Source organism: Proteus sp. TSJ240517, from assembly GCF_047921575.1.
Taxonomy (GTDB): domain Bacteria; phylum Pseudomonadota; class Gammaproteobacteria; order Enterobacterales; family Enterobacteriaceae; genus Proteus.
Genome location: NZ_JBLRMH010000009.1, coordinates 102580 through 118416 on the forward strand (window position 1 = coordinate 102580; position 15837 = coordinate 118416).

Annotated in this window: 12 protein-coding genes; 5 read left to right on the forward strand and 7 right to left on the reverse strand. The window is 38.7% G+C overall.

Annotation, left to right across the window (positions count from 1 at the left end):
• Positions 1–35 precede the first annotated feature (35 nt).
• The gene (murQ, locus tag ACNARN_RS15315) at positions 36–935 is read right to left on the reverse strand and encodes an N-acetylmuramic acid 6-phosphate etherase (protein WP_198630104.1); all 900 of its coding nucleotides are present in this window, start codon (positions 933–935) and stop codon (positions 36–38) included.
• A 108-nt stretch (positions 936–1043) separates the two neighbouring features.
• On the opposite strand from murQ, the gene ACNARN_RS15320 reads away from it, so the two are divergent.
• Positions 1044–1781: a tetratricopeptide repeat protein gene (locus tag ACNARN_RS15320; protein WP_349443258.1), complete on the forward strand. Its 738-nt coding sequence runs from the start codon at positions 1044–1046 to the stop codon at positions 1779–1781.
• A 94-nt stretch (positions 1782–1875) separates the two neighbouring features.
• On the opposite strand, the gene ACNARN_RS15325 is transcribed toward ACNARN_RS15320, so the two are convergent.
• Positions 1876–2334, reverse strand: a complete 459-nt coding sequence (locus tag ACNARN_RS15325; RefSeq protein ID WP_109373364.1) for a GNAT family N-acetyltransferase — start codon at positions 2332–2334, stop codon at positions 1876–1878.
• Between the two features lie 131 nt (positions 2335–2465).
• On the opposite strand from ACNARN_RS15325, the gene ACNARN_RS15330 reads away from it, so the two are divergent.
• Positions 2466–3953, forward strand: coding sequence for a PLP-dependent aminotransferase family protein (locus ACNARN_RS15330; protein ID WP_416304644.1), 1488 nt, complete (start codon positions 2466–2468; stop codon positions 3951–3953).
• Positions 3954–4003: 50 nt separating this feature from the next.
• Here the strand turns inward: ACNARN_RS15330 and ACNARN_RS15335 are convergent, their stop codons facing one another.
• Positions 4004–4567, reverse strand: a complete 564-nt coding sequence (locus ACNARN_RS15335) for a class I SAM-dependent methyltransferase (RefSeq protein WP_109373362.1) — start codon at positions 4565–4567, stop codon at positions 4004–4006.
• Positions 4568–5038: 471 nt separating this feature from the next.
• Here ACNARN_RS15335 and asd point away from each other — a divergent pair, with 471 nt between their 5' ends.
• The 3 genes from asd to pepT all read left to right on the forward strand — a co-directional run bounded on the left by asd (position 5039) and on the right by pepT (position 9427).
• Positions 5039–6145 carry an aspartate-semialdehyde dehydrogenase gene (gene asd / locus ACNARN_RS15340; RefSeq protein WP_100157779.1) on the forward strand — a complete coding sequence of 369 codons (1107 nt, stop codon included), beginning with the start codon at positions 5039–5041 and terminating at the stop codon, positions 6143–6145.
• 461 nt (positions 6146–6606) lie between these two features.
• On the forward strand, positions 6607–8151 hold the full coding sequence (locus ACNARN_RS15345; RefSeq protein ID WP_198620297.1) for an AbgT family transporter: 1545 nt from the start codon (positions 6607–6609) through the stop codon (positions 8149–8151).
• A gap of 40 nt (positions 8152–8191) precedes the next feature.
• Complete coding sequence (pepT, locus tag ACNARN_RS15350; RefSeq protein WP_232797631.1) at positions 8192–9427, forward strand: peptidase T; 1236 nt, start codon at positions 8192–8194, stop codon at positions 9425–9427.
• A 74-nt stretch (positions 9428–9501) separates the two neighbouring features.
• Here the strand turns inward: pepT and gyrB are convergent, their stop codons facing one another.
• Genes gyrB through dnaA form a run of 4 tightly spaced genes read right to left on the reverse strand, consistent with a single transcriptional unit; the run spans position 9502 to position 15545 of the window.
• A complete protein-coding gene (gyrB, locus tag ACNARN_RS15355; protein WP_198620296.1) occupies positions 9502–11916 on the reverse strand; it encodes a DNA topoisomerase (ATP-hydrolyzing) subunit B in 2415 nt (804 codons plus the stop codon).
• A 20-nt stretch (positions 11917–11936) separates the two neighbouring features.
• The gene (gene recF, locus ACNARN_RS15360) at positions 11937–13025 is read right to left on the reverse strand and encodes a DNA replication/repair protein RecF (protein ID WP_109373358.1); all 1089 of its coding nucleotides are present in this window, start codon (positions 13023–13025) and stop codon (positions 11937–11939) included.
• A gap of 11 nt (positions 13026–13036) precedes the next feature.
• Entirely contained in the window at positions 13037–14140 is a 1104-nt protein-coding gene (dnaN, locus tag ACNARN_RS15365; RefSeq protein WP_416304645.1) for a DNA polymerase III subunit beta, read from the reverse strand.
• A gap of 4 nt (positions 14141–14144) precedes the next feature.
• Entirely contained in the window at positions 14145–15545 is a 1401-nt protein-coding gene (gene dnaA, locus ACNARN_RS15370; protein ID WP_311752653.1) for a chromosomal replication initiator protein DnaA, read from the reverse strand.
• Positions 15546–15837 lie beyond the last annotated feature (292 nt).

Genomic DNA, 15837 nt, shown 5'->3' on the forward strand with positions numbered 1-15837 from the left:
GAATAAAATTTAACATTCTCTTTAATAAATGAAAATCACTCACCCAACGCCTTTCTAATAAATCCTTTATTTTGGTTAAGCATCTGCGTGGCTTGCTGTGCATCTACGTTTGCTAAGATCATCAAAATTGCCGTTTTACAGTGACGCTGACATTGTGATAACGCTTCTTCTGCAATAGCTCTTTCACACTCTGTTGCTTGCATCACAATACGAACTTGGCGCTCAACAAGCTTGGCATTGGTGGCTTCAACATCCACCATCAAATTACCAAACACTTTGCCGATTTTTATCATCGCACCTGTCGTGATCATATTAAGAATAAGTTTTTGTGCTGTGCCCGCTTTCATTCGTGATGATCCCGTGACTACCTCGGCTCCCACAATCGGTGTAATAGCGATATCTGCAATTTGTGCAATAGGGCTTTCAGGATTACAGCTGATGGCACCTGTTGTCGCCCCTAATGATTTTGCATAATTTAAAGCACCAATGACATAAGGGGTTCTGCCACTCGCAGCAATACCCACTAATACATCTTTTTCATTAAAATTAAGTTGGCGTAAATCTTGTTCACCTAATTGAATATTATCTTCTGCATTCTCGACAGCTTGTAAAATAGCCTTGTGTCCACCAGCAATTAAACCAATCACCATATCATGAGGTGTACCATAAGTTGGAGGGCATTCACTGGCATCTAAAATCCCTAATCGTCCCGATGTACCTGCTCCGCAATAAATAAGGCGACCACCTTGAGAAAAAGCAATTGCAACTTTATCAACTAATTGAGCAATTTCAGGTAACGCTTTCTCGACTGCTAATGGCACTTTTTTATCTTCATTATTGATGACTTTTAGCATATCGAATGTTGAAAGTGTGTCTATATTTTCACTGTTATGATTTCTACTTTCAGTGACAAGATTGCTAAGGTCAATCGCCATTATCGCTCTCCCAATATTGTTATTTGTTTGATTAAGTCGAAGAAATAAACTGCTTTTATACCATTATTATTGGTAAGATTTTCAAAATCATTACAAACGGTACTCTACATGACATTTATTAAATCTATTTCGACCTTTATCAGTTTAATGACCCTTTTCTTCTCTTTTTCTTTGCATGCTAATTTTGAAGAACAAGAAAAAAGAGTGTTTGAACAAACCCGCACAGAAGCACTAAACCATAATGCACAAGCTCAATATCAATTGGCTGAAATGTATTTAATGGGAACGGGTGTAGAAAAAAATCTCTTCAATGCACAACTGTGGGCTAATGAAGCCATAAAAAATGATTATGCCGATGCCTACGCACTACTTGCTGATCTCTATTTATTTAATACTGACCCTTATTTTAAAAATCATTATGTTGATGCAAGAAAATTAGCAACAATCGCAGCGAATAAAGGAAGCATAAGAGGAAAAATAAGTCTAGCAACAGCGCTGATAGCACCTTTATCTGGTGAAACCGATTATAAAAAAGCAATTGCGTTATTAGAAGAAGCCGCAGCAACGCATCAACCTGAACTGGTTTATGCGCCGATTTGGTTAGGTGTTCTTTATAGCGGAGTAGGTAATGTCCCTGTAGATACTAAAAAAGCGAATATGTGGTTTGCAAAAGCCAACGAAATAACTTTTGAAGGATTTGCTCAAGCAATGGCCTCTTTTATGTTCTCTGGTCAATATCATATTATCGAACAAAATAAGCAAAAAGCTGACGAATTAATGAAACAGGCTTGTGAAGAAGCCAAAAAAGTTGGCAATGAATTCTATTGCCAACAAGCATTTAATTAACCGAAATTTAATCTAATAAATAACCCTAACTCAGAAAAGAGATGGTAAATATTGCCATCTCTTTTATACCCTATCTGCCCTACCTAACGTTCTTTTACAGCGCCATACGGTATTCAATCACACCTGGTTTTTCTGCCACCCAGTTATATAAACGTTGACCGCGTAAGTTGGTTTCCTGTGTATGCCAATATAAACGAGCACAATCACGCTGTTTTGCTTGTTGATTAACAAATTCAATAAGTTGCTTACCTACGTGGCGGCCGCGTATATCTGGTGAAACAAATAAATCTTCTAAATAACAAAAATCACTTTCAGCCCATGTTGAACGATGAAAAAGGTAATGAACAAAACCCAATACCTTTTCACCTTCCATCGCTACGGCACAATAAACAGGCTCTTTTTCATCAAAAAAACGTGCCCATGTTTTTAATGTAATTTCTTCTGATAACTCAACTTTATAAAATGCTTGATAACTTAACCAATGTGGCAACCATTGAGCATAATGCGCTTGTTCAACAAACTGAATTGAAACAGTTATTGGTGTTGTGCTCATCTCTTCGCTTCCTTCTACTTTCATAAACGGTATAAACAAAAGGTATCACCCTGCCTTTAATCGTTGCCATGGTACGTTTAATTTTGGTTCTCAATAAGGTACACTTTTTGTGTTTTTATAGGATCCACTTTATGAAACAGAAAAAAACAACTTATTTTCCTAACCTTGTTTTAGAGGAAGGACCTATTGGTTCTCAGATTTATCACGCGATTAGAAAAGCTATTTTAGATGGGCGTTTATCTTCTGGTAGTCGCTTACCATCAAGCCGTACCTTAGCTGAAATGATGTCGATTTCCCGTAATTCTGTTATTGCAGGATTTGAACGTTTAATTGATGAAGGTTATTTATTTACTCGACGCGGTGCAGGTACTTTTGTCGCAAGTACAATCCCTGATGCCATTATTTCTGATAAGTGGGTTAAAACAACCAATCCAGCCTCTTCTTTGTTAATAGAAAATCCGTTAGAAATGCTAAATCCGAATATGCAAAAAGCACAGGATTTTTGGCAACAATCGCAACCCAATATAAACAGTAACCCTATTTTTCACGTCGGAGTCGGATGTGTTGATCTTTTTCCACATGAACTTTGGGGAAGATTATTAGGGCGTGTTTGGCGGCAATCAAAAAAAGCACTCGCAACATTTAATTCGCCAACAGGCTATACCCCATTAAAAGAGATGATATGCCAATATATGCAATCAACTCGTGGTCTTTATTGCCAACCTGAACAAATCATTATTGTAAATGGAACACAGCAAGCGATTAACCTCACCACCAGAGTATTATTAAAAGAAGGCGATGCCGTTTGGTTAGATGATCCTGGTTATGACAGCGCACGAGGGATCTTCACATCTTATGGTATAAAATCACACCCAATAAATTCAGATATTGATGGAATGGATATTTTTCAAGGAATAGAGCAGTGTCCTGAAGCAAAACTTGTTTTTACAACACCTTCACATCAATTCCCTTTAGGTAATACCCTCTCACTTTCACGCCGTATTGCGTTATTAGAGTGGGCATCATCCCATGATGTGTGGATCTTTGAAGATGACTGCAATAGCGAATTTCGCTATCACTCTAAACCCATTCAATCTCTACAAGGTTTAGATAAATACCAGCGCGTTATTTATGCCGGTACATTTTCAAAAATGATGTATCCCGGATTTCGTTTAGGCTTTTTAGTCGTGCCTCAAACTTTAGTTGACGCTTTTAAAGTCGCTAAATACTACACCGACTCTCACTCAGGCTTTTTAGAGCAAGCAACATTAGCGCTGTTTATTTCTCAAGGTCATTATGCACGCCATGTTCGGCGAATACGAAAAGCCTGCTATGAACGCTATCAAGTATTAACTAATGCCATAAAAACACATTTATCTCATGTTTTCTGTGTTGAACCGACAGACTCTGGGATCCATATTATCTGCTGGCTACTAGCTGGCTACACAGAAGAATATATTGTTAAAAAAGGGCAAGAAATTGGCTTAGCTATACAGCCTTTATCACGTTACTGTATACAAGCTTATCCTAAACAAGGCGTATTATTAGGATATGCGGCTCATAATCCTACCGAAATTGAAAACAGTATTATGCGGCTTGCTCAAGTTTTATCTGAATAAATAATATTGATTATTTACAATATAAAAATCGAATAAGCTTTATATTCACCCTATTTTATTTTTGGTGTGCAATAATAAACCCAAGCAGGAGGAACATTTCGTATTACACGTCTTTTTTCCAAATGAAAATAACGAGATAATGTCTTTTCATATCGCGTTGTATATTGAAAAAGAACAAAGCAACCTTGTGTTTTTAATAACTCACTATGAACCCGTTTTAAGATTTTTAATCCTAATTTTCGATTAATAGATAGAAAAGGAAGCCCTGAAATAATCATATTATAATGACTATCTAATTTCTCTGCTGATGTGGTATAAATCCTTAAGCGTTTATCATCAATTTTACGCAGTTCAGTGGCGAAACTCGGTTCTATTTCAAAGACATCCAACGATGAATGTGCAGACATTCTTTTTAGAATTTGATGCGTAATAACGCCAGTACCCGCACCTAATTCTGCAATTTGAACATCTTGATGCCAGTTGAGTTTATCCAGCATTTCATAACATAACCAACGAGATGAAGGTGCGATAGTACCCATTGTGGTTGGTGAAATCACAAACCGCTTTAAATATGAGTAATACGTAGATAATGGAATGAATGTAGATATATCCATTTGCGCCTCCTAAAACCTTTTTATCAAGGTAAAATAAAAATCAGATAAAATGAAGAATATTCATCGTTATTTTTTATTTATGAATTTATGTCATCTCTTGGATAACGTTTTTCAGTATAAAGCTTGGAGCCATATCTAAGTAAATACGTTTTTCTTATATATTACACTATTTTACATTTTTCTATTTTTACTCTATTTTCTTAAACAAGAATATATTTTTATTTATTAAAAAAACGAAATAAGAAATAACAGAATATTCTTACACTTTAATGACTCATCCATTTTGCTTTTAACAAATTATTGATATTTGTTCGTTCTGTGGTTTCCTTTTGTTAACTCTATGCAGACTATAAGAAACGCTTCTAATTCTTTGGCAAATAATCAATAAATTCACTTGCACCTATCTCTATATTTTGTCAGGTTAGTGTGAGGTCTCTCACTATTCCTACAGACAAAGACAGGGTAATTACAATGAAAAATGTTGGTTTTGTGGGCTGGCGTGGTATGGTCGGCTCCGTTTTAATGCAAAGAATGGTTGAAGAACGTGATTTTGATGGGATAAACCCTGTTTTCTTCACCACATCTCAATTAGGTGAAGCAGCACCTGCTTATGGTAATCACCGTAGTACTCTGCAAGATGCTTATGACATTGATACCTTAGCATCACTCGATATTATTATTAGTTGCCAAGGTGGTGACTACACCAATGAAATCTATCCCAAACTACGCCAAGCCGGTTGGCAAGGTTACTGGATTGATGCCGCATCAGCACTGCGTATGAATGATGATGCAGTGATTATTCTCGATCCTGTTAATGGACAACATATTCAAGACAGCTTAAATAAAGGCATTAAAGCCTTTGTCGGTGGTAACTGCACCGTCAGTTTAATGCTAATGTCATTAGGTGGTCTGTTTGCTAACAATCTAGTGGAATGGGCAAGCGTATCTACTTATCAAGCGGCGTCTGGGGCTGGTGCTCGTCATATGAGAGAGCTACTGTCACAGATGGGTTCTTTACATAATCAAGTGGTTAAAGAGCTAGAAAACCCAGCCTCTGCAATCTTAGATATTGAACGTAAAGTCACTAACTTTACGCGCAGCGGTACAATGCCTACCGAACAATTTGGTGTTCCTCTTGCAGGTAGTTTGATCCCTTGGATTGATAAACAACTAGAAAACGGTCAAAGCCGCGAAGAGTGGAAAGGGCAAGCTGAAACTAACAAGATCTTAAATACAGGTTCTAATATCATTCCTGTGGATGGTCTTTGTGTTCGTATTGGTGCATTACGTTGCCATAGCCAAGCATTCACCTTAAAACTGAAAAAAGACTTACCTGTTGCAGAGATTGAACAGTTACTCGCAAGCCATAATGATTGGGTAAAAGTCATTCCTAATGATCGTGAATTAACTATGCGTGAATTAACACCAGCAGCAGTCACAGGTACATTGAGCACACCAGTAGGCCGTATTCGTAAACTAAATATGGGCCCTGAATTTATTTCAGCCTTTACAGTGGGTGACCAGCTGTTATGGGGTGCCGCAGAGCCTTTACGTCGTATGTTGAATATTCTGCGTTAAAATTCATTCTTTAGAATATCGGCCATTTTAAGAAAATAGAAATGGTTGATATTCTTATTTTCAATAGTTATTAGCTTCATTTCTTATTTTCCTCACATCTTTTTCTCATAAAACTATTTTTTAATTTTTCTTATTTTATTTATTTTTAATTTTATAGATCTTTATAAAACAAGTTTTCTACAATAATTTCAAAAACAACTCTAAAGAATTCAGGATGATTATTCAGCATAATCTACCTATTTTTATTCAAAATAGAGTGTAAAAATAAATAAAGCATTTTTTAACAACTGAAAAATAATGACGACAAAAATCTAAATATAATAATTTCTAATATATTATTCCTTTTCTCTTTCTTTTATATGAACCTCGGTAACTACTTATTATTTAAAAATAAATTTACTTTTTATTGTCATTTATTTAAGGTGATTTTTATTACTTTTATAAAAAGATGCATTATAAATATGACAACACAAACACAACCCAATAAAAAAGGTTTTTTAAACCGAGTCGAACGCATTGGTAATATCATGCCTGATGTTACGATGTTGTTCGTTTACGCCTTAGTGATCTGCTGGATATTTTCATTCTTCCTCTCATTTGTACATTTTGATTATTTCCACCCAGTGACTAAAGAGAAAATCGCCGTTATTAATATGTTTCAATATGAAGAGATCATATTATTTGTGACAAGTGCGGTGAAAAATTTCATTAGCTTTCCTCCACTTGGAATAACGATTGTTGCAACATTAGGAATTGGTATTGCAGAAAGCAGCGGTTTTATTAAAACGGCTCTAAAAAAAATGCTTTCGTTTATTTCTCCTAAAATGCTGACACCAACGGTTGTTTTTGTTGGTATTGTTGCACACTTAGCTTCCGACTCTGCTTACGTTATTCTTATGCCAGTCTCTGCGATGATGTTCTATGCCAGTGGTCGTCATCCTTTAGCTGGTATCGCAGCCTCATTTGCAGGTTTGGCGGGTGGATTTACAGCAAGTTATACACCGTCAATTATTGACCCAATAATGCAAAGCTTTACTCAAGAAGCAGCACAAATTATGGCTCCGGGATATAGTGTTAACGTTTTATGTAACTACTTTTTTAGCGTAGGTGGAACATTTGGCGTTATTTTAACTTGTTGGTATATCACTGAAAAAATTGTAGAGCCTTGGTTAAATAAAAACTGCCCTTTCTCTTCTAGTATTGATACTAAAGATGCAGAGTTAGGTGAAATCACACCAATAGAAAAACGGGCATTCCGTTTTGCGGGTTGGGCAGTGGTGCTAATGGGAATTGGTTTATTTGCACTGTTATTACCAGAAACCTCACCATTACGTTCACCAGAAGGCAGTTTAACCAGCCCTAAAGCCCCAATTATGCAAATTGTGGTGCCTTTACTGTTTATCTTCTTTTCTGTACCCGGTTTAATTTATGGCTATATGACAAAGTCTTTTGCGTCTACAAAAGATATTGTCAAAGCAATGGAAAATATCACCAAATCACTGATCCCATTTATCGTTTTCGCCTTTTTTGCGGCTCAATTTCTTTACTCTTTTCAGCACTCAAATTTAGGTACACTATTAGCATTATCAGGTGCGGAATTACTGCGCACGCTTAATATGCCTTCAGGTATGACTGTGTTGGGTGTGATATTGCTGACTGCAATCTTAAATATCATGATCACCTCAGCAACATCGAAATGGGCAGTGATTGCACCAGTATTAGTGCCAATGTTAATGGCTGTCGGAATTTCACCTGAATTAACGCAAGCCGCGTTCCGTGTTAGTGATTCTGCAATGAATGTGAGCACACCAATGTTCCCATTCTATCCACTGATTTTGATGTATTGCCAAAAATACTATAAAGGTGCAGGTATCGGTACACTATGCTCAATGATGATCCCCTTTACTATTGGCTTGCTTATTGTATTAACCACCACACTGTTTATCTTTTGGGGATTAGATATCCCTCTTGGTTTTGACAGTGGATATACATGGCAACCTGCATAAATCATTCTTATAAAATAACAGTATTAGGAACAACATTATAATGAACACCCTAGGTCAAAAGTTAGAACAGCGTTTCTTCCGTTATCTGGCAGTTGAAAGCCAAAGTGATGCATCTGCTTCTGTGGTACCCAGCACACAAGGGCAACTTGAGCTAGCAAAGTTACTGGCTAAAGAGCTAGAAACTTATGGATTAAAAGATATTTATATCAACTCTCATGCCATTTTATATGCGATGAGACCAGGTAATAATCCCAATGCGCCTAAAGTGGGTTTTGTTGCTCATCTTGATACGGTTGATGTGGGAATATCACCCAATATTCACCCTCAAACACTGCGTTATGAAGGTATAGATCTCTGCTTGAACCAAGAGAAAGACATCTGGTTTAAAGCTCAAGAACACCCTGAAGCTGTGCCTTATATCGGTGAAGAGATTATTTTCAGTGATGGCACAAGTGTATTAGGGGCTGATAATAAAGCGGCGATCACCGTTGTGATGGAATTAATGGATAAACTGCAACAAGCTGATTTTGATTGTGGCGATATCTATGTCGCGTTTGTACCCGATGAAGAAATTGGATTACGCGGTTCTAAACTGATGGATTTATCTCGCTTTGACGTTGATTTTGCTTACACTATTGATTGTTGTGCATTAGGTGAAGTGGTGTATGAAACCTTCAATGCCGCGTCAATTAAAGTGTCTGTAAAAGGTGTTACTGCGCACCCAATGTCCGCGAAAAATGTATTGTTAAACCCAATTCGTGTTGCTCATGATTTTATTGGCTGTTTTGACCGCTTTGATACACCAGAGCATACCGAGCATCGAGAAGGTTATTTCTATGTCACCGATTTAATAGCCAATCCTGATAATGCAGTGATTAAAATGGCTATTCGTGACTTTGATAAACAAAGTTATGAAGCTCGTAAACAGTTTATTAAACAGTCTGTTGCTTTGATCCAAGCTCGCCATCCTCGTGCACAAATCAACTATGAGATTGTCGATGTGTATAGCAATATCAGTGATTCGATTGGAGAAGATCGCACTGCTATCGAACTTATTTTTGAAGCATTAAAACAATTAAATATTCAACCTAATGTGATCCCAATGCGAGGAGGTACAGATGGCTCTGCGCTTTCAGCAAGAGGATTACTCACACCAAACTATTTCACTGGTGCACTGAATTTCCACTCTCGTTTTGAATTTTTACCTGTTAGCTCATTTGAAAAGAGCTATTTAGTGACAGAAATGCTGTGCCGTTTGGCTGGGCAACGCGGATAGTGTGATTGTTGTAGCCAACAAAAAAGCGGAGCCGTTTTCACAGCTCCGCTTTTTTTATCTAGTTTAGAATAAAACTAGATATCAATATTTGCCGCTTTCAGCGCATTCTCTTCGATAAAGGCACGACGAGGTTCAACTGCATCACCCATTAAGGTGGTAAATAATTCATCAGTTGCGATCGCATCTTTCACGGTGACTTGCATCATACGACGTGTATCTGGATTCATGGTGGTTTCCCATAATTGCTCTGGGTTCATTTCACCAAGACCTTTATAACGCTGTACAGCAAGACCACGACGTGATTCTTTTGTTAACCACTCAAGTGCTTCTTCAAAGCTTGAAATTGGCTGACGACGCTCACCACGCTCAATAAACGCACCCTCTTCAATTAGGTTACCGATAATGTCACCTAAATGCGTAATGCGTTGATATTCGCTACTGTGGATAAAGTCATAATCCAATTTGTAGTCTGTATCCACACCATAAGTACGAATACGTAATACAGGTTCGAACAGACGATTTTCATCATTTTGAGCGATGGTGTAGCTATAAGTGCTGCCTTGATCTTCGGCTTCGTTTAAGCGGTTAACCAAGCCACTCATCCACTCTTCAACTTTGGCTTTATCAGATAACGCATCTTCTGTCAGCGTTGAGTGATACACCAAGCTGCTTAACATGCTAAGTGGATAGATACGCTCCATACGACGAATAATCTTGTGCGCTGCATGGTAATCAACAACCAATTTTTCAAGTTGCTCACCGTGCATTGCGGGTGCGTGTTCACTCACATAAAGTGCTGCGCCATCAAGAGCGATCGACATCAGATACTCGTCCATTGCGTCATCATCTTTGATGTATTGCTCTTGTTTACCTTTCTTCACTTTGTAAAGAGGCGGCTGAGCAATAAAGATATGACCACGTTCGATAATTTCTGGCATTTGACGATAGAAGAAGGTCAGTAACAGAGTACGAATGTGAGAACCATCGACGTCCGCATCCGTCATGATGATAATGCTGTGATAACGCAGTTTATCTGGGTTATATTCATCACGACCGATACCACAACCTAATGCAGTGATTAACGTTGCAACTTCTTGAGAAGCCAACATTTTATCAAAGCGCGCTTTCTCAACGTTTAGGATTTTACCTTTTAACGGAAGAATAGCCTGTGTTTTACGGTTACGCCCTTGTTTTGCAGAGCCACCCGCAGAGTCCCCTTCCACTAAATACAGTTCAGAGAAAGCAGGATCACGTTCAGAACAATCCGCTAATTTACCTGGTAAGCCACCTAAATCTAATGCGCCTTTACGACGTGTCATTTCACGCGCTTTACGTGCAGCTTCACGCGCACGAGCAGCATCAATGATTTTACCAACAACGATTTTCGCGTCATTTGGATTTTCTAACAGATATTCCACCAGCTTCTCATTCATCAGCGTTTCTACCGCTGTTTTCACTTCTGAAGAAACCAGTTTATCTTTTGTTTGTGATGAGAATTTAGGATCTGGGACTTTAACAGAGATAACCGCAATCAAGCCTTCACGAGCGTCATCACCCGTTGCACTGATTTTCGATTTCTTATTAAAACCTTCTTTATCCATATAGTTGTTTAACGTACGTGTCATTGCAGTACGGAAACCAACTAAGTGAGTACCACCATCACGTTGTGGGATATTGTTGGTAAAGCAATAAACGTTCTCTTGGAAACCGTCATTCCACAACATTGCCACTTCAACACCAATATTGTCTTTTTCTGTTGAGAAATAGAATACGTTTTGATGAATAGGCGTTTTGTTACGGCTTAAGTATTCAACGAATGCTTTAATACCGCCTTCATAGTGGAAATGATCTTCTCGGTTATCACGTTTATCAATTAAACGGATAGAAACGCCTGAGTTTAAGAATGACAACTCACGAAGACGTTTTGCTAGGATCTCATACTGGAATTCAGTCTCACCTTTAAAGGTTTCAAGACTTGGCCAGAAGCGTACAAATGTCCCTGATTTTTCAGTATCGCCAATCACTTTTAAGCGATCATCAGGCACACCATGACGATAAATTTGTTGATGGATATTTCCATCACGATGGATTGTCAGTTCAAGTTTTTCAGACAACGCATTAACAACAGAAACCCCTACACCATGAAGTCCACCAGAGACTTTATAGGAGTTATCATCGAATTTACCTCCCGCATGCAGAACGGTCATAATAACCTCTGCTGCTGAGACACCCTCTTCTGGGTGAATGCCGGTTGGAATTCCACGACCATCATCTCGAACAGAGACGGAGTTATCTGAATGGATAGTGACAATTATCTCATCACAGAAACCCGCGAGGGCTTCGTCGATTGCGTTGTCGACCACCTCGAAGACCATGTGATGCAGACCGGTTCCATCATCTGTATCCCCGATATACATCCCCGGGCGCTTACGCACCGCATCCAGCCCTTTTAATACTTTGATACTTGAGGAGTCATATGTATTCGACATCAACGTTTCTCGCTTTATTCCTATGGTTTAACCTCTATTTTGCCACGTTCTACGCTAAATAGCCTGCTATTTACATCTAGCATATCTTTCACTTGCCCTTGTGTTATCGCACTGACAAACACTTGAGCTTGCGTAGACTTTAGACGCTCGGCTAATAACTGACGCCGACTCGCATCTAATTCGGAAGCAAAATCATCGAGCAGATACAGGCATCTTTGCCCATTCTTACGAGTGAAATATTCACCTTGTGCCAGCCTCAAAGCACACATCAACAACTTGAGCTGGCCTCGTGACAACATATCTTCTACTGGCGTGCCGTTTGCTCTAATACGTAAATCCGCCTTATGAGCACCAAGTGAGGTATACGCTAACATTTTATCACGTTCAAATTGACGTGCTAGCAACTCACCATAATCAGTTTCTTTATCCCATCCCCGTTGAAAGCTCACTTTCAACGAAAATTCAGGTAAAAACAGACGGCACGTTTCTTCAATATCTTTAGCGATATCTTCGGTATATTGAGCTCGCCATTCACTTATCTGTTCTGTTAATAAGATAAGCTCTTTATCCCAAGGCATCAGTTGTCGATAAGACGTTGCTTGCCTCAGTGCTGCATTACGTTGTTTTAATACACGTTTTAAATCTGACCATGCAGCAAAAAATCGAGGTTCATTATGGAAACAACCCCAATCAATAAAAGCGCGACGATATTTAGGCCCACCATTCAGAAGTGTAAAACCTTCAGGTGTTATTAATTGCATAGGTAACAATTTTGCTAATTCTGCAATTTTATGACCATCGCTGCCATCAATACGCACTGTACTATTGCCTTCGCGATCTTTACTTAATCCAATCGCATAGCCACGGCTCTCTTCATTTAGCCCACTTAAGCGCCCATGAAGAATAAATTCATTTTCATCATGCTGGATCACGCGATTAGCTTGAGAACTACGAAATGCGCGTCCGTGGCCTAACGTGTAAATCGCTTCAAGTATACTTGTTTTACCACTCCCGTTAGGTCCAACAAGGAAATTAAAGCCATCCGCTAATGGCAGATCCGCCTGTTCAATATTTCTAAAATGACGGATCAATAAACGGGATAAAATCATGTTAGTGACTATTATAAACGCATTGGCATTACAACATAAGCAGCCGCAGAACTTGCTACATTCTCTACTTGAACACTTGAAACAGCATCTGTTAGTAGAAGTTTAACTTCTTCACATTTCAATGTATTAAGTACATCAAGGAGATAACTGACATTAAAGCCAATTTCCATTTCTTCACCTTGATATTGAACATCAACAATCTCTTCTGCTTCTTCTTGCTCAGGGTTATTAGCTGTAATTTTCAATTGACCGTTGGTGAGGTTTATACGCACACCACGGAATTTCTCATTGGATAAAATTGCAGCACGAGAAAATGCCTGTTTAAGAATATCACAACCCGCAGTCACTGTTTTCGTTGGATTTTTCGGTAATACACGACGATAGTCAGGGAAACGACCATCAACCAACTTCGAGGTGAAAATAAAATCCCCCACATGAGCACGTATATTATTACTACCGATTTGCAATTGCAGTGAGCTTTCACCACCACCATCAAGTAAACGCATCAATTCAATAACACCTTTACGAGGAACAATAACAGAATGTCCTGGTAAAGATTGCCCAATATCCATTGAACATACCGCTAAACGGTGTCCATCTGTTGCAACTGTGCGTAACTCTGTATTTTCAGTTTCAAACAACATGCCGTTGAGGTAATAACGCACATCTTGATGCGCCATTGAAAATTGAGTGGCCTCAATCAGACGTTTTAATGTTGCTTGAGGCAAAGTAAATTCAACCTCACTTTGCCAATCATCTAAATTAGGAAAATCAGATGCAGGTAATGTTGATAAGGAGAAACGACTACGACCTGAACGCACTAATAGGCGATCACCATCGAGCTCAACACTAATTTCAGCACCTTCTGGTAGCCCACGCCAAATATCAAAAAACTTACGCGCAGGAACAGTTGTGGCGCCAATTTCATGAGATTGGCTAAGATTAACTCTTGCCACCATCTCCATTTCAAGGTCAGTCCCCGTTAGCGATAAGATATTTTCAGTGACCTTAAGCAATAGGTTACCTAAAATAGGTAATGTTGGACGACCACCTAAAGGGCCACTTACTTGTTGTAGCGGCTTAAGAAGCTGTTCACGTTCAATGATAAATTTCATAGCGCTAGGATGATAATGTTCTGATTAAGTTAGAAAAATCTTCTTTGATGTCATGACTTTCTTCACGCAATTGCTCTATTTTTCGGCATGCATGAAGGACTGTTGTATGATCACGACCACCAAAGGCATCCCCGATTTCAGGCAAGCTGTGGTTTGTTAATTCCTTCGCCAGCGCCATTGCCATTTGCCTCGGACGGGCAACCGATCGGGATCTCCGCTTTGACAGTAAATCAGCGACTTTAATTTTATAATATTCAGCAACCGTTTTTTGAATATTATCGATAGTGACTAATTTTTCCTGCAAAGCGAGCAGATCACGTAATGCTTCACGTACAAAGTCGATAGTAATCGCACGACCTGTAAAGTTTGCGTTAGCAATTACTCGGTTTAATGCACCTTCAAGCTCACGGACGTTAGAACGAAGTCTTTTAGCAATAAAAAAAGCCACTTCGTCAGGTAACTGAATTTGGTTTTCATCCGCTTTTTTCATCAAAATCGCCACTCGGGTTTCAAGTTCAGGTGGCTCAATAGCAACCGTTAATCCCCAACCAAAGCGTGATTTTAATCTGTCTTCAACACCATTTATCTCTTTAGGATAACGGTCTGACGTTAAAATAATTTGCTGATTTCCCTCTAACAATGCGTTAAAGGTATGAAAAAATTCTTCTTGTGAACGCTCTTTATTGGCGAAAAATTGAATGTCATCAATTAATAGTGCATCCACAGAACGGTAATAGCGTTTAAAGTCTTCTATCGCATTATTTTGTAATGCTTTTACCATATCTTGTACGAATCGTTCAGAATGCATATACACGACTTTTGCATTCGCTTTGCGTTCCATAATGCTGTTACCCACGGCGTGTAACAAGTGCGTTTTACCAAGCCCTGTTCCACCATATAAAAAGAGTGGGTTATAAGCTCCACCTGGGTTATCAGCAACTTGTCTTGCCGCTGCTCTTGCTAACTGGTTTGACTTACCTTCAACGAAGTTATCAAACTTATGTTTAGGGTTAACGTTAGAACGATAATTGAGTTCAGGCAGCTGAGATACCGGTTGATTATCCCAACTAGGACGAACAGGCTGACTATGTGTTGGAGCGGTATTCACTGTCGGATGTACAACAGCTTTAGGAATACTTTCTGTAGTACGTGCAGATGCGGGTTTATTACCCACTTCAAAACGTAAAGAAGGGACTTCAGAGCCACAAAAATCCACTAATAATGCGTTGATATTATTAATGTATTTTTCTCTCACCCAATCTAAGACAAAACGATTAGGTGCATACAGCGCCAGCGTATTATCGCTTAGTTCTGCCTGCAAGGGACGTATCCACATACTAAATTCAGTGGCAGGTAACTCATCCTGCAATCGGGCAAGACAATGCTGCCAAAGCGAAAGTGACACGGCGAACTCCCCTAAAAAAACAAGACTAAAAAATAAACAGGAAAAATGCAGTTAAACACTGTGCGCCTAAATACAAAGTGCACAACACCGTTCCTCTTCAATTCTTAATAAGGAACAACTCTTGGTGACAACGATTTTTTTACATCGTGACTCACGATCGCAGACTGGCTATTCTGATCGTGACGGGGGATCATATCGCAAAATGAAACGAAGATCCTCTTTCTTTTGCACAGTTTTTATGGTTTTTATCCACAGGCTTGCCGATTTGTGATAATTCACCAAATGAAATATG